Consider the following 26776-nt stretch of genomic DNA (forward strand, 5'->3'; position numbering starts at 1 on the left):
TGAAACCAAAAAGGGCGCCCCGATGGAGCGCCCTTTCTTTTGATATGTCGCTGACGCCTATGCGTCGAACCACCAGCGTTCGCAGAGGCGGGAACCATCCATTTGGAAGTTGTTGCCAACTTGCTCTGCGTGCTTGAGCTTGGTTGAGTGCGCATCGACGTAGTTTGCGTACATAGGTACAACTGTGCCGCCCTCTGTGGAGCAGAGCATTTGCATTTCTGTGTACATGTCTTTTCGTTTGCCGCTGTCAAGCTCGGCACGTGCTGTGATCAGCAGCTCTTGGAAGCGGGCATTTTCCCAGAACGTGTCGTTCCAAGGCACACCAGTTTCGTAGGCTGTTGAGAACATCCAATCTTCGGTCGCACGACCGGACCAGTAGCAGGCACACCATGGCTTTTTCAGCCATACGTTAGACCAGTAGCCATCATCTGGCTCTTGCACCACGTTGATTTCGATGCCAGCTGCTTTGGCAGATGCCTGATACAGCTGAGCCGCGTCAATTGCGCCTGGGAAGGCGGCGTTTGCAGCGGAGAGGTCCACTTTGAGGCCGTCCAAGCCAGCTTTCTTCAGCATGGATTTGGCTTTTTCAGGATCGTAGTCGTTCTGTGGCAGGTCAGCCGCATAGTACTGGTTCGCTGGACCAATTGGGTGATCGTTGCCAACCGCACCATGGCCGAGCAGGATCTTGTCTACCATTTCCTGACGGTTGATGGCGTGCTTCAGCGCTTTACGCACTTCGAGTTGATCGAACGGAGCGACGTTTGTCAGCATTGGCAATGTGTAATGCTGGTTGCCTGTCACTTCGAAGATTTCAACGTTCGGGTTCGCGTTATAGAGCGCTTCGGCTTTGGTATCGACGCGGTTAATCGCATCTACCTGACCAGTCATCATCGCAGTTTGACGTGCGTTTGAATCGTTGATCGCGATGGCTTCGATGCTGTCAAAGTGACCTGCTTCGTCGCCTTTGTAGTGGTTCGCAACGCGGGACAGTGAACAGCGCACACCTGGGTCGAAGTTTTCTACTTTGTAGAGACCTGTGCCGATGCCTTTTGCAATCGCTTCTTCTTCGCCACCTGCTGGATACATCAGGATGTGATAGTCAGACAGCAGATACGGGAAGTCGGCGTTGCCGGCTGCCAGTGTCATGACGATCTGGTGATCGGACATCTTTTTCATTTCTGTAATAGATGACACGATTGGTTTCGCAGCGGATTTCGCACCTTCGGCTGTGTGCATGTTCAGGGACGCGATCACGTCATCTGCACCAAATGCTTTACCGTTGTGGAATGTTACGCCTTTGCGCAGATTGAATGTCCAAGTTTTCGCATCGGCGGAAGCCTCCCAGCTTTCTGCCAATTCGCCCTTGAGCGAGCCATCTGCAGCGATTTCTGTCAAGCAATCAAATACAGCGCCGTGGGCCATAACGATCATGAAGCTGTCAGAGTGCGTGCGGCCATCCCAGCTGTCGGATGTGTTCGCGCCAGCAAGGCCAAGACGGAGCGTGCCGCCTTTTTTCGGGCCATGGCCCGCAGCCGAAGCCGTTTTAACAGTGGCAGCCACAAAACCAGCGGCAGCGCCAGCCTTAAGCAGTCCACGTCGGTTCATATTAAATGTCATACTATTCTCCCTAGTTGTTGACAGAGTGCTGGGTCATCCAGCGTTTGATAAGGAATGGTCCCTCATTCAAATTTCTTTGACGCGCGATTATATCTTCGCGCTGGCGGCGTCTCCTATGTTGTCGACACCACGTTCATTGAGCAGGTTTGTCAGCCAATCTGGATCCATTTCTGGGACAGAAGACAGCAACAAATCTGTGTACGGATGGTGTGGCGGTTGGAACATGTCGATCTTTGGACCTTGTTCAACAACTTTGCCTTCTTTCATTACGACCACCTCGTCCGCGATAGATTTGACCGTCGCCAAATCGTGCGTGATGAACATATAGCTTAGTCCGAGGGTATCTTGCAAATCGGCCAGCAGACGCAGGATACCTTCGGCGACCAATTGATCGAGCGCGGAGGTGACTTCGTCGCAGATGATGAATTTAGGTTCAGCGGCTAAGGCGCGGGCAATCCCGATACGCTGTTTTTGCCCGCCTGACAGTTCGGACGGCAAACGATCAATGTATTTCGATGGCTCTAGTTCGATCTGCTCCAACAGTTCGTTAACGCGTTTGCGTTTTTCTGCACCTTTTAATCCCATGTAAAACTCAACGGGTCGCCCGATGATTTCACCGATCTTTTTGCGTGGGTTCAGGGCGGTATCCGCCATTTGATAGATCATTTGAGCTTGGCGCAGTTGATTGCGGTTTCTGTTGCGGTAGTCCAAAGGCAGGCTTTCGCCGTCAAATTGGATCACGCCTTTGGTCGGGGGCAACAGACCTGTGATGCAGCGCGCGGCTGTGGATTTACCCGAGCCTGATTCACCCACAACGGCCACGGTGCGACCCGGGTGAATGTCAAAGCTGATGTCGTGCAGAACAGGGATTTTGCCGTAAGCGGCGGACACGTTTTGCAGCGAGACAACCGGTGTGCTGTGAATGGCAATTGGGACCTTGGGTTCGCGTTGAAAGCTGCGAACGGCCCAGAGGGATTTGGTGTAATCCTCTTTCGGGTCGGACAGCATTGTGCGGGTGTCTGCTTCTTCTACTTCGTCACCACGCAGCAGTACTTTGATCCGATCGGACATCTGCGCAACAACGGCAAGGTCGTGGGTGATATAGATCGCCGCTGTGTTGAACTGTTCGACAATATCACGGATCGCAGCCAACACTTCGATCTGGGTGGTCACGTCGAGTGCGGTTGTCGGTTCGTCAAAGATGATAAGATCAGGACGGCAGGACATGGCCATGGCGGTCATCGCCCGTTGCAATTGCCCGCCTGATACTTGGTGGGGGTAACGAAAGCCGATTTCATCCGGGTTTGGCAGACGCAGGCGATTGTAGAGGTCCATCGCATCTTCTTCGGATTCCGATTTTGAAGATACGCCGTGTTGAGTGGGGGCTTCGGTGTGTTGATCAATCAGGCGGTGTGCAGGATTGAAGCTAGCGGCGGCGGATTGCGCAACATAGGCGATGCGTTTGCCAAGAAGAGCGCGTTTGGTGGCCGCGTCTGCTTTGACAAGGTCGATGCCATCAAACACTGCACTGCCGCCACATATGCGACAGCCATCGCGGGTAAAGCCCATGGACGCGAGGCCCAAGGTGGATTTACCTGCACCTGATTCCCCGATCATGCCAAGGACTTCGCCTTTGTGCAGATCAAAGGATGCGCCGTTGATAATGGGGTTCCATTTTTCGTCGGAGCGGCCTTCGATTTCGAGGTTTTTCACAGAGAGAAGGATTTCTTTTTCTGACATGGTCTTACTCCTTCAAACCTGACGTTTTGTGCAGCATCCAATCCACCACAAAGTTCACACCCACGGTCAGGAGCGCAATTGCCCCAGCCGCCATAAGAGGCAAGGTCGCCTGTACGGGCAGGAATGCCGCGTAGGCCAAGAAGGTGGAGAGGTCTTTCACCATTGTACCCCAATCCGCCAGCGGTGGTTGGATACCAATGCCAAGGAAAGACAGGGATGCGATGGTGAGGAACACAAAACAGAACCGCAGACCAAATTCAGCAAGCAGTGGTGCATAAGCGTTAGGCAGGATTTCTTTGAACACCAAATAAGGCAGTGTTTCGCCGCGCAGTTTCGCAGCCTCGATATAGTCCATGACGACGATGTTTAAGCCAACAGCCCGAGATAGGCGGAAGACCCGCGTGCTGTCGAGAACGGCGATGATAAGGATCATGTAGACCGTAACCATCAGGCCATTGTTGCCCGCCCAAGCGGTGGCGATTGTCATCAGCAAAAGTGCAAAGATGAGCTGTGGAATGGCCATCAGTGCATCAACGGTTCGCGACAGGATTTGATCAATCCAGCCGCCTTTGATTGCGGCCAAAAATCCACCCGTGATACCGATCAAGAACGCGAGGCATGTGGTGATGAAAGCGATGCCAACTGTGTTGCGACCGCCGTAGATCAGGCGAGACAGAATATCACGGCCAATCTGATCCGTTCCAAGGACGTGCGCAGGGTCAACACCTGGGGCGAGGTTGGCTGATTTCAGAACCTCTTCTTGGCCATAAGGCGCAATCCAACCCGCGAAGATAGAACCAAATGCGTAAAGGATGATGACGAGGATACCAAAGGCCGCAGTGACGGGCATTTGGCGGAAGGCCTTTTTCGTGCCTTCTGTGCCGATCATGCGGCCCAGCCCGCGGAACAAAAACGCCGCGACCGAAAAGATGATAAGCCCGTGGATCGCGATGTAGAAAAAGAACAGTTTGTTCACGGTCGGGTCTTTGGCCCACCAACTGCTAAAGTTCCAAATGTAGGTGTATAATACCCAAGCGATTGCAAATGCGGCAAGCGCATACCCGATGGCCACACCTGCGGACATGTCACGGAAATAGGGTGTGTTGCCAGTAACCTTGCGCCCAATTAAGCGGAGCAGAAATGCCGCGCCGCCGATGGCCAATACAAATGCAACGATTTGAAGAAGTATTGTCATGTTGCGATCCTTACTTTGGGTGCCGTAGGCGCGGGTTGGAGAGGATCGACATAATGTCGGCGGTCAAGTTCAAGAGGATGTAGACGGCTGCGAACAGCAGACAACACGCTTGAACAATCGGGATGTCACGGTTTTTCACACTGTCAACAAACAGCTGGCCAATGCCTGGGTAAACGAAGACCACTTCGATCACCACAACGCCTGTAATGAGATAAGCGAGGTTCAGTGCGATCACGTTGATGATCGGCGCAAGGGCGTTTGGCAGGGCGTGAACAAGGATGACGCGCAGTGGAGAAACCCCTTTGAGCCGAGCCATTTCGATGTACGGCGAGGCCAGCAGGTTGATGATCGCGGCCCGTGTCATGCGCATCATCTGCGCGGTCACCGCGAGGGTCAGCGTGAGCGCGGGAAGGAGTGTGTAGTAGAGTTTTTCGTTGAACGGCAAATCCACACTGTAGTTTGAGAGCGATGGCAGGATCGGGTTCAGGTAGGCCAAGAACAGGATCAGGATGTAAGCCAAGAAGAACTCTGGTGACGAAATCGCTGACAGGGTGGTGACGTTGATAAAGCGGTCATACGCGGAGTTACGATACAGCGCAGCGAGGATGCCGAGGGTCAGAGAGAGCGGAATGGCGATGACTGCGGCAGTTCCAGCAAGGAACAGCGTTGCCTTAAAGCGTGGGGCCATTTGATCGGCGACGGATTCGATCCCGCCTTTGCCCGTATCAGCCCCTGCAAAGCTGGCCATGTTGGCCTGTGCAAAGCTGGTTCCGAAATCGCCCGTAACAACACCGCCCAGCCAATCAAAATATCGCACAACGGGATGTTTATTGAGACCAAGGTCTTCGCGAATTGCCGCGACGGCTTCGGGGGTTGCACCTTGTCCAAGGATCGCTTCGGCAAAGTCGCCCGGAAGGGCATTTACAGATGCAAAGATCAGGATGGACACGACGAGCAGAGTCAAAAGGCCAAGGCCTAGACGTTGGAGGATAATCCCTAGTACGGAATTCACACCTATCTCCCTATTTGATTTTGTTCTTTTTTATTGGTCGCACTTTTGTGCTGACAAAATCAGGTTAAGGGGTTGGGTTCAGTTTGCAAGTATGTTGACCAAAAATCTGCGAAATGGCCCGCAAAGCGCGTCAAGAATTCAAAAATTGATACTCTTTCAGGCGAAAAAACCTAAGAAAGTTCGTCCATTATGGTGACAAGCGCTGATGAAATGCCTGGTTCCGATAAGGAATGGCCAGCGGACGGAATCGTTATAAGGCGTGATGCAGGCCAGTGTTCATGCAGGCGAAATGCCGTATGCGGCGGGCAAATCATATCGTATCGGCCCTGCACAATGGAGCCTGGAATGTTTTCAATTTTGTGCAGGTCTTTGAAGATTTGTCCGTCTTCGCGCAAGAACCCTGCATTGCGGAAATAGTGGTTTTCGATCTTGGCAAAGGCCAGTGCATAAGATGCTGGAACAGTGCCACGGTTTGGAGATTGTTCGAGCGCGGCAAGCGCGCTTTCCCATTCCGTCCAAGCGCGGGCAAATCGAATTTGAATGTCTTCGTTGTCTGATTCGAGCCTTCGGGCGTAGGCCTCGATAATGTCGTGTTGTTCTTCTGCGGGCAGCAGCCCTGCAAAGTGATCCCATTCATCGGGAAAAAACGCCGCTGCACCACCGCCGTAGAACCATTTCAGTTCTGCTTGGGTCATCATAAAGACACCGCGCAAGACAAGGTGTTTAACGCGGTTTGGATGGGTTTCTGCATAAACCAGCGCAAGGGTCGCCCCCCAAGAGCCGCCAAACACGATCCAATCGTTGATGCCAAGTTCCTTGCGGATATGCTCAATATCGGCGACCAAATCCCACGTGGTGTTATCGGTAATCGAAGCATGTGGGCGGGAACGGCCACAGCCGCGCTGATCAAATAGGATCACACGGTAGATATCAGGGTGAAAAAACCGCCGCATTCCAGGGGAACAGCCGCCGCCTGGGCCGCCGTGCAGCACAACAACGGGGATGCCGTTTGGGTTTCCGCATTCTTCGACATAAAGCACATGGTTTCCTGTCACCGCCATCATGCGATAGTTGTAAGGCTGGATCACGGGATAAAGCGGACGGGATGCGCCAATTTGGCTCTCGGAATTTCGCATGTGTGGTCTATATAAAACGTTAGTTGGGTTGCCCAACTGTGGCAGTTTGGGAAAGTGAGCGCAATGGCGGGACCAACAACAGTAGATGCAGGCGAAATTGCAAAGTTCGAAGCAATGGCCGCGGAATGGTGGGATGAGAGCGGGAAATTCAAGCCGTTGCACATGCTGAATCCCTGTCGTTTAGAATATATTGTGGATCAGCTGACCGCCGAGTTTGGGCGGGATCGCGATGCGCTCGACAGTCTGAAAGGGTTGCGAATTCTGGACATTGGGTGTGGCGGCGGTTTGCTGTCTGAACCCATGGCGCGATTGGGTGCAACGGTTGTGGGTGCGGATGCGGCGGCAGGGAACATCCCAGTGGCAAAGGTACATGCAGAGCAAATGGGGCTCGATATTGATTACCGTCATGTGACGGCAGAAGAGCTGGCCGAAGCTGGTGAACAGTTTGATGCGGTTTTGAACATGGAAGTGGTGGAGCATGTTGCCGATCCGCAGGCGTATTTGAATGCCTGTCAGACCTTGTTGAAACCGAACGGAATTATGATTTGTTCCACCCTAAACCGAAATCCGAAGAGTTTTCTGATGGGGATTATCGGCGCGGAATACGTGATGCGGTGGTTGCCCAAAGGCACGCATGAATGGAGCAAGTTTATCACGCCAGATGAATTGTATGATTTGATCGAAACGGCTGGTCTGACGCCTGTGGATCGCAAAGGGTTTGTGTTTAACCCGATCACATGGAGCTGGTCCATTTCAGCGCGAGACCTGAGCGTGAATTACGTGACAGCCAGTGTGAAACGTTAGCTTTTCAACGTACCGCGGAATTGGCGTAGGGTTGGAAGGATTGCTTTGATCTTTTGATCGCCTAGCGATTGCGCGACTTTTTCAAATTCTGGCATGAGTGAGAGGAGCGCCTGTTCGTGGGCGGCACGGCCGGCGGCGCTGATGGAGACTTGTTTTTTGCGGGCATCATCCCAATCGGGGCGGATGTGGATATAACCCGCCAGTTCCAATTTTTTAAGCGTGTTGGTGATGGCCCCTTTGGTCAGAGCAAAGCTGCGTGCCAATTTCGCGGGGGAGGTTTCGGTCACATGATTCAGATGTGTCAGGACAGAAAAATGCGACATTTCCATGCCTTTGGGTAGGCGGCGCGATAGGACACCTTTGATCGCTTGATCCGCTGCGATCAGTTCGGAAAACAGGGCCACGGCAAGATTGGAATCTGATTGGTCTGTCACGGGTTTGGTTTTCTGTAGGCGCGATCATGGGTGAGCGCGGGAATGCGTTTGCGCGCAGTTTGCACCGAAGCGAGGTCCAAATCAACGACATGTGCGCCCACATCCGTTCCAGCATCCAAAAGGATTGCCCCCCACGGATCAACCACAAGGGAATGACCATAGGTGGCGCGGGGTTTGCCTGTGGAAATATCATGCTGACCCGTCTGTGCGGGTGCGATGACAAAGCAGCCTGTTTCAATGGCGCGGGCCCGCAACAGAGTGTGCCAATGGGCCGCCCCAGTGACGGGGGAAAAAGCGGATGGCATGGTAAGGATATCCGCCCCGCGCTGCGCAAGAGCGCGGTAGAGGTGAGGAAAGCGCATGTCATAGCAGATGGTCATGCCGAGATTTGCGTTTTCCAGATTTGTTAGGGCGGCATGTTTTCCAGCACGGTATCCCGCGCTTTCACGGTAGGTTTCGGTTTCCGAGACCTGCACATCAAACATGTGGATTTTGTCGTAAGATGCGGTGATGTCGCCTTGCGGATTTATCAGAAAGGACCGATTGGCAAAGCGGCCTTCTGGATCATCGGTTTTTAATGCGAGAGAACCGATCAACAGCCAGATTTTTAAGTTTGCCGCGTGGGAGCGGAGCGCCTGTAGCGTTTGGTCATCGGCTTGAAATTGCAGAACCACGTTTTGACGCGCACGGGATGTGGACACAATATTCGTGACCTCGGGCGTGGCAACAAAGGTTGCGCCATTGGCTGCTGCCTCGGCGATCAGGGTTTGGGTATGAGGCAAGTTTGCGGTGGGGTCATCACCGCTGTTGAGTTGGATGACCCCGACGCGCATTAGCCTGCCAACAGTTTATCGAGCTTGCCAGAGCGTTCCAGCGCGTGCAAATCATCACAACCGCCCACGTGTTTACCGCCGATAAAAATCTGCGGCACGGTGCGGCCCCCGTTGGCCCGTTTGATCATTTCTGCCTTTGCAGCTGGGTTGATCATGACGTTGGTTTCTTGGAACGGGACCTTTTTCGCGTTCAGCAGCCGTTTGGCAGCAGAACAAAAACCACAGATCGGTGTGGTATAAATTTCGACTTGTTTCATTGTGACAATCCTTAGACGTTTGACACCTTATATATGTAGTTATTCGGGCCGTGCAACGCGAGCAAAGACCAGAACGTTCACAGATGCGGCACCTGCCTGTAAACATGCCTCCGCACAAGCGGACAATGTGGCGCCTGTTGTCATCACGTCGTCGATCAGGAGAATTGGTTTTCCTTTGATCTGATCTTGCCTTTTGGGGTGGGCGCGCAAAGCGCAGCGTTGGTTTTCGTATCTTTCACTGCGCGACATGTTTTTTTGCGGTTTCGTGGCGCGGATACGTTGCAGCGCATCTGGGATATGGCGCATAGCTCGTTCTGCGGCGATGGCATCGGCAATTAAAACCGATTGATTGAACCTGCGCCGCAACATGCGTGACCAATGTAGTGGCACGGGGACAAGGGTCGTTTCTGTGCTGATAAGAGGGCCAGCGTTGGCCAGCATCCAACGCCCCATATGTTTGGCGATGTCGTGCCTGTCGCCGTGTTTTAGGGCCATGGTCATGCGGCGGATGGGCCCTTCGTATAGGCCAACGGCGCGACCTTGTTTCCAGATGGGTGGGGCAGCGTGACAGGCTTCACACAGGTCATCGTCCTGCGCTTCGCCTTTGATAGGAACACCACAAGCATTGCACACGGATCCCGCGATGAAATGGGCATCAGGCCAGCAGGATTGGCACAACATGCTTTCGATTTCCGTATCATCGCCGCAGGATAAGCACCGCGCGGGATAGGCAAATCGGATTATTTTTTGCAACGCGGTTCGTATGGTGTTTTCCTTTCGCGATCCTTCGGTGTAACCAGTGGCTCAGGAGAAAACCCCGATGGATACACCTGCTCTTTTTGATCCACATGCTGTGACGGCGCACCGTGCGCGGGCCCGTGACGAAGACGCGCTGTTTTTACATAAATTTGCTGCATCTGAAGTTTCAGAGAGACTGAAAGACGTTAACAGAACGTTTACGGATGCGGTTTTCATTGGATGGCAGGGGCCGCTCTGGGCGAAGGAAACGGGGGTGTTTCCCCGATTTATCCCTGATTCCGACGTGTTGGATTTAGAGCCTGAAAGCTGTGATCTGATCGTGCATTGTTTGGGGCTGCATTGGTCGAACGATCCTGTTGGGCAGCTTATTCAAATGCGGCGTGCGCTGCGCCCCGATGGGTTGATGATTTCGGTGATGTTTGCAGGTGAAACGCTGGATGAATTGCGCCAATCCTTGACGCAGGCCGAGGCTGCGATTTCGGGGGGTATCAGCCCACGAGTTGCACCGATGGCGGATCTGCGCGGACTTGGGGCGTTGTTGCAAAGGGCGGGGTTTGGATTGCCAGTGGCCGATATTGAACCCGTGCGCGTGGCTTATGAAACGCCATGGCATTTGATGCGTGAGCTGCGTGCCATGGGGGAGGCGAATGCCATGACCGCGCGGGGCAAAGGATTTACGCGCCGTGATCTGTTTGTAAAAATGGCCGAGGTTTATGCGCAAAATTTTTGTGAAGACGGGCGCATGATGGCGACCTTTGAATTGGCCTTTCTGACAGGCTGGGCCCCGAGCGATACACAACAAAAACCCTTGCGGCCTGGATCGGCAACCACGCGGTTGGCGGATTTCTTGGGTGCGACAGAAATGGGTGAAGACGGGGAAAAGGCTTGATCCTTTGTCTCTTTGCGTTAGGTCCGATTTGGATTTGGAGAACTTAATATGACTGCAACACGACCAGAACATTCAAACGCCGACCACCCGAAGGTACATTTTGGCAAAGTGGGTGTGATTTTGTGCAATCTCGGCACGCCTGACGGCACCGATTACTGGTCTGTGCGGCGGTATTTGAATGAATTCCTGTCGGACCGACGTGTGGTGGATGTGGCCAAGTGGAAATGGCAGTTGATTTTGCAACTGATCATCCTGTCGTTTCGTCCGTTTACATCTGGTGCGGCCTATAAAACCATTTGGAACGAAGAAAAGAACGAAAGCCCGTTGTTGACTACAACGCGGGATCAAACCACGGCTTTGACCAAAGTTCTGAAAGAACAGTATGGGGATCAGGTTGAGGTGGATTTTTGTATGCGATACGGCAATCCATCGACGGAATCCGTGATCCAAAACATGAAGGATCGTGGCTGTGATCGGATCGTATTTTTCCCGCTGTATCCGCAATATTCTGCAACGACCACAGGCACGGCCAATGACCAGGCGTTCCGCGCATTGATGAAAATGCGGTGGCAACCGACCATTCGCTGTGTGCCCGCATATTTTGAAAACCCGTTACATATCAAAGCCTTGGCGGACAGTGTTCGCGAAGCTTATGCCAAAATGGAAGTGGAGCCAGATGTGTTGGTAACATCCTATCACGGCATTCCGCTGCGGTATTTGATGGAGGGTGATCCGTATCACTGCCATTGCCAGAAAACGACCCGATTGCTGCGAGAAGAGCTCGGTTGGGACGAGAGCAAAATCCAGCTGACATTCCAGTCAATCTTTGGGCGTGAGGAGTGGTTGAAACCCTATACCGTTGAGGACGTGGCGCGTTTGGCCCGTGAGGGTAAGAAAAACATCGCGGTGATTGCGCCTGTGTTTTCCAGCGATTGTATCGAGACCTTGGAAGAGATTAACGAGGAAATCAAAGAGGCGTTTATCGAGGCAGGGGGTGAAACGTTTACCTATATTCCATGCTTGAATGATCGCCCGGATCATATTGAAATGATGGCGGATATTGTGGCGACGGAGTCTGCGGGCTGGTTACAGAAGATCGCGTAACGTTGCGATCAGCGGGATATCCGCCTGTGGCATAGGATAGTCTCGCATTTCGTTCACATGCACCCACTTCAGGGTTTGATTTTCGCGCGGTGTTGGAATGCCCTCCCACTTGCGGCAGGCAAACACAGGCATAAGCAGGTGGAAATCATCGTAGGTGTGGCTGGCAAATGTAAGTGGTGCGAGGCAACTGGACCATGTGTTGATGCCGAGTTCTTCCTCTAATTCGCGGATAAGCGCGGCTTCTGGTGTTTCGCCCGTTTCGACCTTGCCCCCTGGAAATTCCCATAGGCCTGCCATGGATTTCCCTTCAGGGCGTTGGGCCAGCAAAACGCGGCCATCTTTGTCGATCAAAGCGACAGCGGACACGAGGATAGTTTTCATGAACGATAATCCGCGTTTATTGTTATATATCCGTGAGTTAGATCACAGGTCCAAACCTGTGCGGACCCGTTGCCAATGCCAAGATCAGTGCTGATTTTCAGGTCTTGGTTTTTCATATAGGCGACGCCTGCTGCTTCGGTGTAATTGGGGGACACCCAGCCGTTTTCGGCAACGAGGATATCGCCAAAATGAATGCTGATCTTGTCGCGGTCGGCGGGTTCGCCAGATTTACCAACAGCCATAACAACGCGGCCCCAGTTTGGGTCTTCGCCTGCGGCGGCGGTTTTCACCAGCGGGGAGTTTGCAATGGCGAGGGCCACAGTTTGGGCGCTTTCGTCGGATGTGGCACCTGTGACCGCCACTTCGATAAATTTGGTCGCGCCTTCGCCATCTTTCACCACCAGATGGGCCAGATCGCGCATCACATCATGCAAAGCGGCAGCGAGGGTTTGGCCATCATCGCTAGTGGCGTCCGAAATCATATCGTTGCCTGCAGCGCCCGTGGCAAAGGCCAGCAACGTGTCGGATGTGGATGTGTCGCTGTCCACTGTAATGGCGTTGAATGTGCGCTGGTTTTCTGCGCTGATCATCTGTTGCAACGCGGGGGAAGTGACCGCCGCGTCCGTGAAGATGTATACGAGCATCGTGGCCATATCGGGGGCAATCATACCAGACCCTTTGGCGAACCCTGCGATATTTATGGGTTTGTCGTTGATGTTAATTGTTTTGGCAGAGCCTTTGGCAAAGGTGTCCGTCGTCATAATCGCGGCTGCGGCAGCTTGGCCATTTGTTGGGGATTGATTGGCCGCAAGATCATCCAAAACCGCGATGATTTTGTCATGCGGTAAAGGTTCGCCGATGACACCTGTTGAGGAGGTCAGGATATTTTCGGGTTTTGTTTTCAATGATTTGGCAGCAGATGCTGACACAAAACCAACGGATTCATCACCTGCTTTGCCCGTGAACGCATTGGAATTACCTGAGTTCACTACGACGCCCAGCGCGCCAGACACTGTGTCCGTTTTTTGAAGGTTCGCCAGTTTTGCCTGACAATCCAGAACGGGGCCAGAGCGCGTGGCGGAGCGGGTGAAAACGCCAGCAACCGCGCTGCCAGCGGCTACATGAGCCAGCATCACATCATCGCGGTCTTGGTATTTTACGCCAGCTGCACCAGCGGCGTAGGTCACGCCGCCGATTTCTGGTAGGGCGGGAAAGCCTGAAGGCGGCGCCAAAGGCGAAATCGCAGGGGTGCTTGAAGCGGTATGTAAATCCGCACGCAACCTTTTGATTTTTTGCTTTAATTTTTTGATTTTACTTTTCAGTTTTGCCTTTGACTTAGCCATGTTGGAACCTATTCGTCAGCGATAAGATCAAGGTTGCGAATGACGGAAGGGTCGATTGTTGTTTCGGGGCGTATGACGTCACCAGTAAGAGTCAGTTTTTCCAAGTGATTGGAAACAGCAGACCGTTGCAAAGTGGTTTCGATTTGTGAACGAACCTCTTCCAATGTTGGTTTTGGCAATTCGCGTTTTTCATTAAGCTTTATCACATGCCAGCCAAATTCCGTTTGGACGGGTGCAGACACATCCCCAACATTCATTGCCACAACAGCCTGTTCAAACTCGGGCACCATGCGGCCCAGACCAAACCAGCCTAGATCACCGCCATTTGGGCCAGAAGGGCCAGTGGATTTTTCTTTGGCCAGCTCTGCAAAATCAGTGCCCTCATTCAGGGTCTCTATCAGTGCTTTGGCCTCATCTTCGGTTTCCACAAGAATATGGGCGGCGTTGTATTCAACATCCCCTTTGGCGTTTCCGAATTCGTCTTGGTAGGTTTTTTCGACAGCTTCGTCCGTTACTGCGGCGGCTTCAACTTTGTCCAAGGCTTTGGATGCCAACAAGGCGCGGACTTCATTTTCAACGGCCAAGCGTACGGCGAGGGATTCTTCGCTGGTGTCCGCAGTTAGCAGGCTTTGTTGAATAAGCTGATCCACAACACCATTGAACAACTGGTCATCTGGTAATTGTTGAACGTTTTGGGGAAGGCGATCTACTAGGGCGATCACATGTCCAACCGTGATGTCTTTGCCATTTACGGTGGCCACTACCGTGTTGGCCGTAACAGCATCCTGCGCCATTGCGGATGTGGCCATAAGAACAGCGACGGCAGAAGACGCGAAAAGACGTGTAAATTTCATGATTGGCTCCAGTTTTTGGCCCAATTTAACGCGGGCAGATAAAGTATTTGTGTCGCCTGTTTCTAGGGGCAACGTTGACAGTACTAACAGACCCGCTTAGATGCAATTCTGGCATGAATGCAAGGACTGCGCGGCGTTGAAAAACCTTTACGCTGACATGGGCAAAGCCACAAGGCAGGCTTTGGTACGATCCTTCACAGTCACGTCAGATTTTTGTCGCAGATATAAGCGGCCTTAAAGATAAAACGGAGCAGCTATGCTTGGCTTGAATACGATCGGTAAAAAGATTTTTGGAACGCAGAATGACCGCAAGGTGAAACGCGTCCAATCGCTGGTGAATAAAATCAATGCGCTAGAGCCAGAATTCGTCGCGCTGGACGATGCTGGGATCAAAGCAAAAACCGAAGAGTTCAAAGCACGGCTGGAAAAAGGTGAGAGCCTTGATGATTTGCTGCCCGAAGCTTTTGCCAATGCTCGTGAAGGCGCGAAACGCACATTGGGGTTGCGCCCGTTTGATGTGCAGTTGGTTGGCGGGATTTTCCTGCATCGTGGTGACATTGCAGAGATGAAAACGGGGGAAGGTAAAACGCTGATGGCGACCCTGCCCGTGTATTTGAACGCGCTGACAGGCCGCGGTGTGCATGTTGTGACCGTGAATGACTATTTGGCGAAACGTGACGCGGAATGGATGGATCAGGTTTATTCATTCCTTGGGATGACAACAGGCGTGATTTATCCTGGCATGGACGACGCCGAAAAGATCGCAGCGTATCAGGCCGATATCACCTATGCGACGAACAATGAGCTGGGCTTTGATTACCTGCGCGACAATATGAAATCTGAATTGTCCCAAATCGCCCAGCGCGACCACTATTTCGCGATTGTGGATGAGGTGGATTCAATTCTGATCGACGAAGCACGGACTCCGCTGATTATTTCTGGCCCTGCAGAGGATCGGTCTGATCTGTATGTGAAAGTGGATCGGTTGATCCCGTCCCTGATCGAAGATCATTACACCATCGACGAAAAGGCGAAATCGGCTGTTTTAACAGACGCTGGCAACGAATTTGTGGAAGAGCAGTTCTTGGCCCAAGGTTTGATGGAAGAGGGCCAATCGCTGTATGATCCAGAAAGCACCACATTGGTGCATCACGTAAACAATGCGTTGCGTGCGCATAAAATGTTCCTGCGGGAAAAAGATTACATCGTGAAAAACGGCTCTGTGATGCTGATTGATGAGTTCACTGGCCGCATGATGGATGGACGTCGGTTGTCTGATGGCCTGCATCAAGCGATTGAAGCCAAAGAAAACGTGGAAATCCAGCCAGAGAACGTAACACTGGCGTCTGTGACGTTCCAAAACTACTTCCGTCTGTACGACAAGCTGGCGGGTATGACGGGTACGGCGCAAACCGAAGCCGAAGAATTTCAGGAAATCTATGGTTTGGGTGTGGTCGAAGTTCCAACCAATAAACCGATTGCGCGGATTGATGAACACGATGCGATTTATCGCACGGCCAAGGAAAAATACACGGCCATCGTGGAAGAAATCGCCAAGGCATATTTGAAGGGTCAACCTACGCTGGTTGGTACAACATCCATCGAGAAATCAGAGTATTTGTCGATGCTGTTGAAAGATCAGGGGTTGTTGAAAATCATTTCTGAAAATCTGCGCACCCGTGCGGCGGATATGAAGAAAGAAGAAAACCAGAAGAAATACACCGACTGGGCAGATGGGATCGCCGAACTGGCATCGCGACCAGATGGTATTCCGCACAATGTTTTGAACGCGCGGTTCCATGAACAAGAAGCTGGAATTGTTGCCAATGCGGGTAAGCTGGGTGCAGTAACAATTGCGACGAACATGGCCGGCCGTGGTACGGATATTCAGCTGGGTGGTAACGTCGACATGCAAGTTCTGGAGGCCATTGAGGCCGCTGGCGATGATGCTGATCCAGCCGCTATTCGTGAGCAGATCACCGCAAGCGTTGCCGCGGACAAGAAAAAGGCGCTGGATGCGGGTGGTTTGTTTGTTCTGGCCACAGAGCGGCACGAAAGTCGCCGCATTGATAACCAGCTGCGCGGCCGTTCTGGACGCCAAGGTGATCCAGGAAAATCCAGCTTTTTCCTGAGCTTGGAAGACGATCTTATGCGGATTTTCGGGTCAGAGCGACTCGATAAAGTATTGAGCACCTTGGGCATGTCCGAGGGTGAAGCGATCATCCACCCGTGGGTGAACAAATCACTGGAAAAAGCGCAGGCCAAAGTTGAAGGCCGTAACTTTGACATTCGCAAACAGTTGCTGAAATTCGATGACGTGATGAACGATCAGCGTAAGGTGATCTTTGGTCAGCGGTTTGAAATCATGGAAGCCGATGATCTGTCTGACATTGTGAAAGACATGCGCGACGAGGTTATCGAAGATTTGGTAACCGAGCATATCCCGCCGAAAAGCTATCCAGATCAATGGGATATCGAAGGGCTCTATGGTAAAGTCATCGAACATATCGGCATTGATGTGCCTGTGATCGAATGGGCCAACGAAGAAGGCATCGACGATGAGGATCTGAAAGAACGCATCTCGAAAGAGGCTGATAAATTCATGGCCAAAAAGGTGGTGGATTTCACGGCTGAACAGTTCCGTTCTGTTGAAAAGCAGGTTTTGTTGCAAACAATCGACAAAAACTGGCGTGAGCATCTGGTAACGCTGGAACATTTGCGATCCGTTGTTGGGTTCCGCGGCTATGCAAACCGTGATCCGTTGAACGAGTATAAAACGGAAGCGTTCGAGTTGTTCCAGGGTATGCTTGACGGTTTGCGCACGGAAGTGACGGGGCAACTGGCCCATGTGCGCATCCTCACAGAAGAAGAGCGCAATGAAATCATGCAGCAAATGCAGGCCGAAGCGCAGGCGAATATGGCCGCTGCAACACCTGCATCAGAAGGTGAACCAACAGAGCCTTTGGACGGATTTGTGGAAGATGATCCGACCACTTGGGGCAACCCAGGACGTAACTCTGCCTGCCCATGTGGGAGCGGGAAAAAGTTCAAACAATGTCACGGAAAGCTGTGATTTAGACATTTTGTGGCGGGACAAAGGCATTTTGCCTCGCCACACCCCTTTCAGGCGTCAAATGCCAGATTTCCGCCAAATTTGAATTAAGCCCAATTTTTTGCCTTGCACAAAATGGCCCGTAAAGGACCAAGTTGCCTGCCCAAAGCCGCCCAGATTGAACGCTAATTTTCGTTAAGTTAAACACTTATCGAGGCGATCATGCGGATCAACGACAGACTTTTGACTTTGGTAACAGGTGCGGTTTTGGCTGTGGGTGGCGCAACTGCGAGCCTGTTTTTGGGCGAAGATGAAACGAATGCGGTGTCCCCTGTTGTGGTGGCCAGCCTTGCAACACCAGCGCTGACAGACGCAAACGTGGATGGTGGTTCGGATGTTGTTATCAGCGATCTTCCGACAAACAGCGTAGTTGCAACCGCACCCGCTATGCCAGAGATGCCAGCCAACGAAGATAATGCAATTGCAGGCGTAGACGCCGATATGATCTTGGCTGCGGTGGAACCGAACGCACGCGAAACGGGTGATATCACACCAACGGATCTGATTAATTTGGATATCGTTGCTGTTGCGCCAGAATTAGCGTTTCCTGCGGACATCACAGATATTGTTTTAACCCGTACGCCTGTGGCGCTCGACACACCTGTTGCACCGCGTGTGACAGCCAACCTACCGAGCATGGCATTTGACATCGCCGAGCTGGTTGAAATTAGAACAAACGACGCGGCGAGCTGTGCGCTTGATATTCGTGCAACGCCAATTTTCGGCGCGCGCGTAAAATTGAAGCTGATTGCGCCGTGTCACCCGAACGTGGTTGTGACGATCAAACATGCGGGATTGCAGTTCAAGGAGCGTTTGGATGGCGCAGGGGCGATTGAACTGAAGATCCCTGCATTCGCAGAATATTCCCGTTTTGATATCGAGCTGGCCGATGGCATGACGTCCACAGTTGGCGCGTATATCGCGGGCCTGTCTGCACTTGAGCGTGTGGGTATCGCATGGGCAGGTGCAAATGATACGTTCCTGCACGCCATGGAGAATGGCGCGGTAGCTGGGGGTGTTGGCCATATCTGGCGTGTTGCGCCAAACACCTTTGCCAAATCACGCATGAATGGTGGCGGATATATGGTGACACTTGGCAATCCTGAATTGGAAAATGCAGAACTGGCACAAGTTTACACATTGCCACAGCGTGCGAAAAAGCGCGCACAGGTTGTGGATTTTGAAATTGAAACCCTGCGGGGCGAATATGCCTGTGGCGCGGATATGACCGTTCGTATGGCGCAGCACCGCATTAACAGTGGTGCAGCCCAGAGCGAATTGTCGCTGACCATGCCTACCTGTGGGTCCGAAACCACCAGTCTGGTGTTGAAAAATGCGATCAAAGACATGAAAGTGGCCCGTAAGTAAAAACGGGGGTTTTCATGCGGTTTTTCAATCTGCGTGCGGTGGTAAGTGCGGTAGTTCTGGGCTGTGTTTCAGGTGGCGTTAGTGCGCAGGAGATTACTCTGTCGGCCATAGAAGGAGATCAGCAGGTTACTGGTACGCTGATCGAATTTGATGGTGAATTCTTTCGTGTTGAGACCGAATTTGGCCCTGTCACAGTCGATGCACGGACCGTCACATGTAGCGGCGAAAGCTGCCCCGCACCATCAACCGAAGTGGAACAGCTGAACGCGATGGGTGATCCGTCTATTGCGCTGCCCTTGATCGAGGCGTTTGCGCTGTATCAAGGGGCGGAGATTTCCATTGCAGGTACGGACGCGCAGGTTGTGACCGTGACAACCGAAGCGGGATCCGTGTTGGCCGAAGTGACGATATCTAAAGGGTCGACCGATGCGCTGCGTGATGGATCAGATACGATTTGGATTTCAACCGCTGCACCCGTTGATCCATCTTTGGCGCAGGTGATTGGGCTTGATGCTATTGTCATTGCAGCATCTGATGTGAACCCTGTTGGGGCCATTACACTGGATCAAATGCGAGGGGTTTTGGATGGATCTATTACCAACTGGAAAGACTTAGGTGGTGGAGATTCTGACATCGTTGTTCACACTGCCAAAGGTAATTCAGGGTTTCAAGCACAGGTCGAAACCTTAGGGCTGGTTCCATCCGAGGACATCGCCGCAACAACACATCCACGATTGAAAGAAGCCGCAGATGCAGTTGCAAATGATCCATTTGGTTTGGCCATTCTGCCCTTTTCGGGGATTCGCACAGCGCGGGCCATGGGGTTGCGCGGGTCCTGTGGGATGCACAACGACGCGAATAGTTTTGCGGTGCAGTCTGGGGCCTATCCCATGCAATACGCGCTGTATGTGTCGAAGCCGAACAAGCGATTGCCGCTATTTGCACGGGAATTTATCGCGTTTTTGGAAACCGAACAGGCGCAAGCCGTCATCGCGGATTTGGGATTTGCGGATTTGGGGATCAGTGCGCTGCGACTGGATCGTCAGGGTCAGAGATTGGCCAATTCCATGATGATTATCGGCAAGGAAGTTCCGCTGAAAGATGTGCGCGAGATGACGGCGATTATGTCTGGTGCGCAATTATTGTCGGCGACGTTTCGATTTGAGGCGGGTTCGACACGGCTCGACGGACCATCGCGGGTGAACGTAGATGCGCTGTTGGATGGAATTGCGCTCGGAAATTATGCGGATAAGGCGATTTATCTAATGGGGTTTTCGGATGGGGAAGGCCGCGCGCGACAGAATAAATCCTTGTCCAAAGATCGTGCTGAGGCTGTGTTCGCCGCGTTACAAGAATCGGCACCAGAGAGTGCGCTAGATGATGTGACGATTGAGGTGTTGGGGTATGGTGAAGCATCACCGTTGGTGTGCGAAGACAGCCCGCAAGATGCCGCAATCAATCGGCGTGTTGAGGTTTGGGTAAAGGATCGTGTCGCGCCTGTGGAAGTGGCCGAATAATCCCACGAGGCAAACCTCAAAGAAGGCCCATAGCGCGAAAGCTGCTATCTGTTTCTGCGCCGATGATGACGTGGTCGTGCAAGGTGACGCCAATGGCGTTGATGGCGTTTTCCACAAGCAGGGTCATGTCGATGTCGGCTTGGGAGGGTTCGGGATTTCCGCTGGGGTGATTGTGGACAAGGATCATAGCGCTGGCGTTGAGTTCTAGGGCGCGTTTTGCGACCTCGCGGGGGTAGACAGGAACGTGATCCACCGTCCCCTTTTGTTGTTCTTCATCGGCGATGAGGACGTTCTTTTTATCCAGAAACAAGATGCGAAATTGTTCTGTTTCGCGGTGTGCCATTGCGGTTTTGCAATAGGTCATGAGGGCGGACCAGCTGGAGAGCACATCAGTGTTGAGGACCTTGGATTGGGCCAGCGAATGTGCGGCGGCCTCGACTATTTTCAATTCTTGAATGACGGCATCACCGACGCCTTGGATTTCAGCCAGCAAGCTCGGGCGGGCGGAGACCACGCGGTTGAAATCACCAAAACAGGCGAGGAGGCGTTTTGCCAGCGGTTTCACATCGCGGCGCAGGATGGCGCGAAAGAGGACAAGTTCGAGGAGTTCATAGTCATTCAAGCCCGTTGGCCCAGCGCGCATGAACCGTTCACGCAAGCGTTTGCGGTGATCTTTAGAAAATTCAGGGGTGGATCGGTCAAACGCAGCGGGCTCTGGCGTTTGATCGAATTGTAGCAGAGGTTGCTCTGTAAAGGCGTTGGTCATTCCCTCACTGTGTGGGGGAATGGTTAATCAGACGTGAATCAAGGCTGTGTTGGGTGGAACAAACCTGCGGGGGATTCTGTGAAAATCTCAACGCCGTCAGCCGTGACGCCCATGGAGTGTTCGAATTGGGCTGACAAAGATTTGTCGCGCGTGATTGCTGTCCAATCATCGGCGAGGACTTTGGTTTCTGGGCGGCCAAGGTTCACCATGGGTTCGATGGTGAAGAACATGCCTTCTTCGAGAACAGGGCCAGTGCCCCAACGGCCGTAGTGCAGAACGTTCGGCGGGGAGTGGAATACGCGGCCAAGGCCGTGACCGCAGAAATCGCGCACGACGGAGCATTTTTGCGCTTCGACATAGCGTTGGATGGCTGCGCCGATATCGCCGAATGTGTTGCCGGGTTTGACTTGGTCGATGCCGATCATGAGGGCGTCATGGGTGACTTGGATCAAGCGTTTGGCATAGGGTTTCGCGTCCCCTGCGATGTACATGCGGGAATTGTCGCCATACCAACCGTTGAGGATACAGGTCACGTCGATGTTGAGAATATCGCCGTCGAACAGTGTATCATCGGTGCGTTTGTTTTTGTCGTTTTTCCATGACGGAATTTTACTGCCAGGGATGCCGTGGCACACCACGTGGTTCACGGAAATGCACGATGATTTCGGATATCCACGATAGCCGAGCGTGGCTGGGGTAGAATCGTTTTCGATCATGAAATCGTGGCACAGTTTGTCCAGATCATCGAGCTTTGCGCCAGGAACAACATGCGGGCCAATCATATCGAGAATTTCTGCCGCCAAGCGACCAGCCGCGCGCATGCCTTCGAATTCTTCCTTCGAGTGCAGGGTGATGCCGTCTTTGTTGAGCCGTGGGGTCACGAGGTGTCTCCGTCAATTTGTCGTGCGGGTGATAGAGGAAATAGGGCGTTATTGCCAGTGGGGCGATTTAATTTTGTTTAACGGGCAACGCATTGGCCAATTTAATGTCGGTTGGGGTGATGTCACAGGCGTAAGCGAGGGTTTCAACACCAGCTGCAATGGCGGTTTTATATGCCGCAGAATAGGCGGGATCGAGGGCATGGGCGAGGCGGAACTTATCGCAGTCGGTGCGTTGAACGAGGTAGAGCATGACGGCGCGATGACCTTGGCGCACCATTTCGGTAAGTTCGTTGAGGTGCTTTGTGCCGCGTTCTGTGACCGTGTCGGGAAATTCGGCCCAGCCATCTGGAGCCGTGAGCGTGACGTTCTTTACTTCAACATAGCAATCGGGTCGGGCGTCATCTGTGAGGAGGAAATCAATTCGCGAGCCTGTGCCGTATTTTGCCTCTGGTCGGATATGTGCGTAAGGGGCGAGGGTTGGGATATGTTTGGCGAGGAGGGCTTCTTTCACCAAACGGTTGGTGAGGGCGGTGTCGATTCCTGCGAAATGACCATTGGCCAGTTCGACGAATTTCCAAGAGTAATTCAATTTCTTTTTCGGGTCATCGTTAGGTTCGAGCCAAACGCGGAGACCTTCGTCTTTTAGCCCTGTCATCGCGCCTGTATTGGCACAGTGAGCGGTTACGATATCGCCATTTTCAAGAATGCAATCTGCCAAAAACCGTTTGTAACGTTTGATCAACGTTGCGGGAACGAGGGGGGTGGAGAATTGCATGGTGAATCCGTAAGACTAGGGCAACGATAAGGACAGATAATATGACGAACCCTACTGCTGCAATGCTTGTGATTGGCGATGAGATTTTGTCAGGGCGGACGCGCGATGCGAATATGTATCATTTGGCGGGACGACTGACAGAGATGGGGATCGACCTGAAAGAAGTGCGTGTCGTGTCGGATGATGCCAGCGAAATTGTCGATGCGGTCAACGGGTTGCGCAGCAAATTCGATCATGTGTTCACCAGTGGTGGCATTGGGCCGACCCATGATGATATCACGGCGGATAATGTAGCGGCAGCGTTTGGTGTGCCGATTGGGCCGCGACAAGATGCCATTGATATATTGGCGACGAACTATCCGGGTGGTCATACGGAGTTGAATGCAGCGCGAATGCGGATGACACGCATTCCTGAAGGCGCGGTCTTGATTGATAATCCGATCTCCAAAGCGCCTGGATTCACCATTGGCAATGTGCATGTGATGGCGGGTGTTCCAAAGATATTCGAAGTGATGCTGGATGGGTTATTGCCCAAGTTGACGGGTGGGGACCCTGTGGTTTCTGAAAGTGTGCGGTTGAACATTCCTGAAGGGGATGTGGCAGGGCCGCTCGGGTTGATTGCCGATGCTTTTCCGACGCTTTCGATTGGGTCTTATCCGTTTTCAAATTCCGAAGGCTACGGCACGAATATCGTGATGCGCGGGACGCGGGCGTCGTTGGTGGCTGAAGCTGCGGAAAAGGTACGGGAAACGTTTGATGTGGACTGAAGCAGACCTGTTTGCAGCGGTGGACGCAACCTGGCCAGCAGCAGAGATGACGCAGGTGGAAGGCTGGACCATTCGCGAGGGTCGTAGTGGCGGACAGCGGGTATCGGCGGCCTCTGGCAAAGGGGATATTTCTGTGGCTGAGACCGCGATGATGGCGCTGGGTCAGGATAAGTTATTCATGATCCAAGGAGCGCAAACGGAGTTGGATGCAGAGCTGGCAGATCGTGGGTATGTTGTGAAAGACCCTGTGGATTTGTTGGTCTGTGATGCGGCCAGTTTAGCAGATGGGTTTAAACCGAAACTGGATGCGATTTTTGCGCAGTCGCCGATGCCGATTCTCGCCGAGATTTGGGCAGAAGGTGGCATTGGCCCAGCGCGGTTGGATGTGATGCGGCGGGCCGTTTGTAACAAAACTTTTGTGATGGGGCGGATTGATGCGCGGGCTTCTGCGGCGGCATTCGTGGCGGCATCGGGTGGCATTTGCATGGCCCATGCGGTGGAGGTTTTAACCCGTGAACGGCGGCGTGGCGTCGCCGAACGCATGATGCGCGCAGCCGCGTGGTGGGGTTTGCGACACGGCGCGGAGACGTTTTGCGTTTTGACCACGCAGGCAAATACGGGTGCGCAGAGCCTGTATCGAAAGTTGGGCATGGAAACTGGTGCGCAGTATCACTACCGTATCAAAGTGTAAGGGAGAGTCTGATGACCAAGAATGTGACTGCGCTGGATTTGCCGATGGCAGAGTTGCCGCCTGAAACGCAGCGGTATTTCGATATTTGCGTGGAGAAATTGGGCTTTGTTCCGAATGTGTTGCAATCTTATGCGCATAATGTGGATAAGCTGAACGCGTTTACGGGCATGTACAACGATCTGATGTTGGGGGACAGCGGGCTGAGCAAGCTGGAACGCGAGATGATTGCCGTGGTCGTTTCATCCATCAACAAGTGTTTTTACTGTTTGGTGTCACATGGATCGGCGGTGCGTCAGATCAGCGGCAAACCAGAATTGGGCGAAGCCTTGGTGATGAATTATCGTGTGGCCGACCTGTCAACGCGGGAGCGGGCGATTTTGGATTTTGCGGTGAAGATGACAGAGGCAAGCGCCAAGATAGAAGAGCCAGATCGCCAGCTGTTGCGCGATGCAGGTTTGAGCGATGCGGACATTTGGGACGTGGCTGCGGTGGCGTCTTTTTATAACATGTCGAACAGGTTCTCTTCGGCTGTCGCGATGGAGCCTAATCCAGAGTATCACAGCGCGTACAGATGAGACTTGGCCTTGCCCTTTGTAGTGTTGCATTGATCGCGCCAACCCTTGGGGCGGCGGAATTTGTGTTGCAACTGCCATTGGGGGCAAAGGCAACCTATTCCGAAGTAGAAACAACGCTCGCGGCAAAGGTTCCTGTTGGGCCATTTGCTGATGGTGTTTTGCCAACCGAAGATACGCCGCAGAATATTCGGCGCACGGTGTTTGCCATGGGAGGTGAGCAAACCGTGGCAGAGGTGCGGTCTGGCATCGCGGATCAATTGGAACGATCTGGATACGACGAGATATTATCCTGCGTTGCCCGAGACTGTGGCGGGTATGATTTTCGATTTGCCATTGATGTCGTGGACGAGCCGATGATGCGCGTGGATTTGCGTGATTTTCAGTTCATCACGGCCAAACAAACGGTTACGGAAAATCCCGCCTTTGTGACGTTTTTGTTAAGTAAGTCGCCTGTGTCCGTTTACGTGCAAATGACGGAGTACCGCCCAACACCAGCAGATGGCGCATTGGTGGATACTGTTGAAACAGGGCCTGTGGCGTCGATTGGCACTCCTTTGGAAATTACGGGGGATGTTTCGACGGTTTTGGAAGGTCTGACGTTTGACGCGGGCAGCACAACGTTGGGGGCTGATCCAAATGGGGCGTTGGCTGCGTTGGCCGAAAAACTGAAATCAGATGAAAGTTTGCGGGTTCTATTGGTTGGGCATTCTGACATGTCAGGATCGCTTGAAGGGAATATCACGGTATCGCGGAAGCGGGCCGAGTCTGTACGCGCGGCGTTGATTAATGACCATGGGATTTCGGCAGATCGGTTGGAGGCGCATGGCGTTGGGTTTTTATCGCCGCGCGCTACCAATGAAACCGAAGAGGGCGCACAAAAAAACCGCCGTGTTGAGGCGGTTTTTTCGAGATAAAGGTTTGATGAGGCGTCAAACCCCGATCTGTTTTTAGCCCCAGTCTTCTGGACCTTTTTGTTTGAAATGCTCCACCAAGAAGTCGATGAAAGCACGCAGCTTTGGCTTTGTGTAAAGGCCAGGAGGGTAGACCACGTGGACGCCGAGTGTTTCAACTGGCAGTTCAGGAAGAACCGCTTTCAAACGACCATCTTCAACAGCTTCATGGTACAAAAAGCTGGGCAGGTAGGCGATGCCGAGACCTGCTTCGGCGGCTTGTAGCAAAGATTGTCCATCGTTCACCGTTAGAGAACCACCAGCACGGATCAGGCGTTTTTCACCAGATGCAGATGTGATTTTCCATGCGTTGCCCGAAGATTGGTTCGAGAAATGTAGTAGCTTGTGCTGCGCCAGATCGTCGATTTTCTGCGGAACACCATGTTCATAGAAATATTTCGGGGACCCGATCACACGCATGTTGGTTTCGGCCAGTTTCCGGGCCCGAAGGGATGAATCCTGCATCTCGCCAATGCGGATCGCCAGATCAAACCCTTCGGACAAAAGGTCAACGTTGCGGTTTGACAGAACCATGTTGACGTTAATTTCGGGATAGCGGTTCAAGAACGCGCCAAGTGCTTTGGAAATGTGGTTCACACCAAAGTCGGAGGTAGCGGACAAACGCAAGGAGCCGCGCGGCGTGGACTGCATGGATGTGACCATTGCGTCTGCTTCGCCAGCATCGTCGAGAACCTGACGTGCCTTATCATAATACGCGAGACCGATTTCTGTCGGGCTTACGCGGCGGGTTGTGCGGTTCAAAAGACGTGCGCCAAGGCGTGCTTCTAATGATGACACATGCTTAGAAATTGCTGATTTTGACAGGCCCATTTTGCGGGCTGCATCTGTGAAACCGCCAAGGTCTACGACACTGGCGAAGGCTTCCATTTCGGTTAACCGATCCATAACTCATTACCTCATTACTGAATTACTCAACTGTGCCGTTTATCGGGGGGGAATGCGTCACCAATTTGGAAACAAAAGGACATTCCGCGGTTTAAATTGGGAATTGTTGG

At 52.7% G+C, this 26776-nt stretch carries 26 protein-coding genes; 10 read left to right on the forward strand and 16 right to left on the reverse strand.

Annotated features, from left to right (window positions below; all coding sequences use genetic code 11):
* Positions 1 to 57: 57 nt before the first annotated feature.
* From QBD29_RS00910 to pip, 5 genes are all read right to left on the reverse strand, one after another.
* Complete coding sequence (locus tag QBD29_RS00910) at positions 58 to 1617, reverse strand: ABC transporter substrate-binding protein (RefSeq protein ID WP_280099460.1); 1560 nt, start codon at positions 1615 to 1617, stop codon at positions 58 to 60.
* Between the two features lie 87 nt (positions 1618 to 1704).
* Positions 1705 to 3357, reverse strand: coding sequence for an ABC transporter ATP-binding protein (locus tag QBD29_RS00915; protein WP_280099461.1), 1653 nt, complete (start codon positions 3355 to 3357; stop codon positions 1705 to 1707).
* A 4-nt stretch (positions 3358 to 3361) separates the two neighbouring features.
* A complete protein-coding gene (locus QBD29_RS00920; protein WP_280099462.1) occupies positions 3362 to 4552 on the reverse strand; it encodes an ABC transporter permease in 1191 nt (396 codons plus the stop codon).
* A gap of 10 nt (positions 4553 to 4562) precedes the next feature.
* Positions 4563 to 5564, reverse strand: coding sequence for an ABC transporter permease (locus tag QBD29_RS00925; protein WP_280099463.1), 1002 nt, complete (start codon positions 5562 to 5564; stop codon positions 4563 to 4565).
* Between the two features lie 170 nt (positions 5565 to 5734).
* Positions 5735 to 6700, reverse strand: a complete 966-nt coding sequence (pip, locus tag QBD29_RS00930; protein WP_280099464.1) for a prolyl aminopeptidase — start codon at positions 6698 to 6700, stop codon at positions 5735 to 5737.
* A gap of 63 nt (positions 6701 to 6763) precedes the next feature.
* Between pip and ubiG the strand changes: the two genes are divergently transcribed.
* The gene (gene ubiG, locus QBD29_RS00935; protein WP_280099465.1) at positions 6764 to 7504 is read left to right on the forward strand and encodes a bifunctional 2-polyprenyl-6-hydroxyphenol methylase/3-demethylubiquinol 3-O-methyltransferase UbiG; all 741 of its coding nucleotides are present in this window, start codon (positions 6764 to 6766) and stop codon (positions 7502 to 7504) included.
* On the opposite strand, the gene QBD29_RS00940 is transcribed toward ubiG, so the two are convergent.
* From QBD29_RS00940 to QBD29_RS00955, 4 genes are read right to left on the reverse strand one after another with little or no spacing between them, the layout of a single operon-like run.
* Complete coding sequence (locus tag QBD29_RS00940; RefSeq protein WP_280099466.1) at positions 7501 to 7938, reverse strand: transcriptional regulator; 438 nt, start codon at positions 7936 to 7938, stop codon at positions 7501 to 7503. The genes ubiG and QBD29_RS00940 overlap by 4 nt on opposite strands.
* Positions 7935 to 8771, reverse strand: a complete 837-nt coding sequence (locus QBD29_RS00945) for a carbon-nitrogen hydrolase family protein (RefSeq protein ID WP_280099467.1) — start codon at positions 8769 to 8771, stop codon at positions 7935 to 7937. The genes QBD29_RS00940 and QBD29_RS00945 overlap by 4 nt, the downstream gene beginning before the upstream one ends.
* The gene (grxC, locus tag QBD29_RS00950; protein ID WP_280099468.1) at positions 8771 to 9028 is read right to left on the reverse strand and encodes a glutaredoxin 3; all 258 of its coding nucleotides are present in this window, start codon (positions 9026 to 9028) and stop codon (positions 8771 to 8773) included. The genes QBD29_RS00945 and grxC overlap by 1 nt, the downstream gene beginning before the upstream one ends.
* A 39-nt stretch (positions 9029 to 9067) precedes the next feature.
* Positions 9068 to 9781 (reverse strand): ComF family protein, encoded by a 714-nt coding sequence (locus QBD29_RS00955; protein WP_280099469.1) that lies wholly within the window; start codon positions 9779 to 9781, stop codon positions 9068 to 9070.
* Positions 9782 to 9848: 67 nt separating this feature from the next.
* Here QBD29_RS00955 and QBD29_RS00960 point away from each other — a divergent pair, with 67 nt between their 5' ends.
* Both QBD29_RS00960 and hemH read left to right on the forward strand, forming a co-directional pair.
* On the forward strand, positions 9849 to 10676 hold the full coding sequence (locus tag QBD29_RS00960; protein ID WP_280099470.1) for a methyltransferase domain-containing protein: 828 nt from the start codon (positions 9849 to 9851) through the stop codon (positions 10674 to 10676).
* A 48-nt stretch (positions 10677 to 10724) separates the two neighbouring features.
* A complete protein-coding gene (gene hemH / locus QBD29_RS00965; RefSeq protein WP_280099471.1) occupies positions 10725 to 11780 on the forward strand; it encodes a ferrochelatase in 1056 nt (351 codons plus the stop codon).
* On the opposite strand, the gene mutT is transcribed toward hemH, so the two are convergent.
* Genes mutT through QBD29_RS00980 form a run of 3 tightly spaced genes read right to left on the reverse strand, consistent with a single transcriptional unit; the run spans position 11763 to position 14358 of the window.
* Positions 11763 to 12161, reverse strand: coding sequence for an 8-oxo-dGTP diphosphatase MutT (gene mutT / locus QBD29_RS00970; RefSeq protein ID WP_280099472.1), 399 nt, complete (start codon positions 12159 to 12161; stop codon positions 11763 to 11765). The two genes, hemH and mutT, sit on opposite strands and share 18 nt — an antisense overlap.
* Positions 12158 to 13504, reverse strand: coding sequence for a bifunctional glutamate N-acetyltransferase/amino-acid acetyltransferase ArgJ (gene argJ / locus QBD29_RS00975; RefSeq protein ID WP_280099473.1), 1347 nt, complete (start codon positions 13502 to 13504; stop codon positions 12158 to 12160). The genes mutT and argJ overlap by 4 nt, the downstream gene beginning before the upstream one ends.
* A gap of 8 nt (positions 13505 to 13512) precedes the next feature.
* Complete coding sequence (locus QBD29_RS00980; protein ID WP_280099474.1) at positions 13513 to 14358, reverse strand: peptidylprolyl isomerase; 846 nt, start codon at positions 14356 to 14358, stop codon at positions 13513 to 13515.
* 256 nt (positions 14359 to 14614) lie between these two features.
* Here QBD29_RS00980 and secA point away from each other — a divergent pair, with 256 nt between their 5' ends.
* From secA to QBD29_RS00995, 3 genes are all read left to right on the forward strand, one after another.
* Entirely contained in the window at positions 14615 to 17431 is a 2817-nt protein-coding gene (gene secA, locus QBD29_RS00985) for a preprotein translocase subunit SecA (RefSeq protein ID WP_280099475.1), read from the forward strand.
* Between the two features lie 201 nt (positions 17432 to 17632).
* On the forward strand, positions 17633 to 18838 hold the full coding sequence (locus QBD29_RS00990) for a hypothetical protein (protein WP_280099476.1): 1206 nt from the start codon (positions 17633 to 17635) through the stop codon (positions 18836 to 18838).
* A gap of 14 nt (positions 18839 to 18852) precedes the next feature.
* Complete coding sequence (locus tag QBD29_RS00995) at positions 18853 to 20355, forward strand: phosphate ABC transporter substrate-binding/OmpA family protein (RefSeq protein ID WP_280099477.1); 1503 nt, start codon at positions 18853 to 18855, stop codon at positions 20353 to 20355.
* 16 nt (positions 20356 to 20371) lie between these two features.
* Here the strand turns inward: QBD29_RS00995 and radC are convergent, their stop codons facing one another.
* The 3 genes from radC to sfsA all read right to left on the reverse strand — a co-directional run bounded on the left by radC (position 20372) and on the right by sfsA (position 22777).
* A complete protein-coding gene (gene radC, locus QBD29_RS01000) occupies positions 20372 to 21121 on the reverse strand; it encodes a DNA repair protein RadC (RefSeq protein ID WP_280099478.1) in 750 nt (249 codons plus the stop codon).
* Positions 21122 to 21159: 38 nt separating this feature from the next.
* Entirely contained in the window at positions 21160 to 22002 is an 843-nt protein-coding gene (gene map, locus QBD29_RS01005; protein ID WP_280099479.1) for a type I methionyl aminopeptidase, read from the reverse strand.
* A gap of 67 nt (positions 22003 to 22069) precedes the next feature.
* Positions 22070 to 22777, reverse strand: coding sequence for a DNA/RNA nuclease SfsA (gene sfsA, locus QBD29_RS01010; RefSeq protein WP_280099480.1), 708 nt, complete (start codon positions 22775 to 22777; stop codon positions 22070 to 22072).
* Between the two features lie 41 nt (positions 22778 to 22818).
* Here sfsA and QBD29_RS01015 point away from each other — a divergent pair, with 41 nt between their 5' ends.
* From QBD29_RS01015 to QBD29_RS01030, 4 genes are read left to right on the forward strand one after another with little or no spacing between them, the layout of a single operon-like run.
* Positions 22819 to 23544, forward strand: coding sequence for a molybdopterin-binding protein (locus QBD29_RS01015; protein ID WP_280099481.1), 726 nt, complete (start codon positions 22819 to 22821; stop codon positions 23542 to 23544).
* The gene (locus QBD29_RS01020) at positions 23534 to 24235 is read left to right on the forward strand and encodes a GNAT family N-acetyltransferase (protein WP_280099482.1); all 702 of its coding nucleotides are present in this window, start codon (positions 23534 to 23536) and stop codon (positions 24233 to 24235) included. Before QBD29_RS01015 ends, QBD29_RS01020 begins: the two co-directional genes overlap by 11 nt.
* An 11-nt stretch (positions 24236 to 24246) precedes the next feature.
* Positions 24247 to 24810, forward strand: a complete 564-nt coding sequence (locus QBD29_RS01025; RefSeq protein ID WP_280099483.1) for a peroxidase-related enzyme — start codon at positions 24247 to 24249, stop codon at positions 24808 to 24810.
* Positions 24807 to 25724 carry an OmpA family protein gene (locus QBD29_RS01030; protein WP_280099484.1) on the forward strand — a complete coding sequence of 306 codons (918 nt, stop codon included), beginning with the start codon at positions 24807 to 24809 and terminating at the stop codon, positions 25722 to 25724. Before QBD29_RS01025 ends, QBD29_RS01030 begins: the two co-directional genes overlap by 4 nt.
* Before the next feature lie 33 nt (positions 25725 to 25757).
* Here QBD29_RS01030 and QBD29_RS01035 read toward each other — a convergent pair whose 3' ends face one another.
* A complete protein-coding gene (locus QBD29_RS01035) occupies positions 25758 to 26666 on the reverse strand; it encodes a LysR family transcriptional regulator (protein ID WP_280099485.1) in 909 nt (302 codons plus the stop codon).
* Positions 26667 to 26776 lie beyond the last annotated feature (110 nt).

The organism is Amylibacter sp. IMCC11727, assembly GCF_029854195.1.
Lineage (GTDB): Bacteria > Pseudomonadota > Alphaproteobacteria > Rhodobacterales > Rhodobacteraceae > Amylibacter.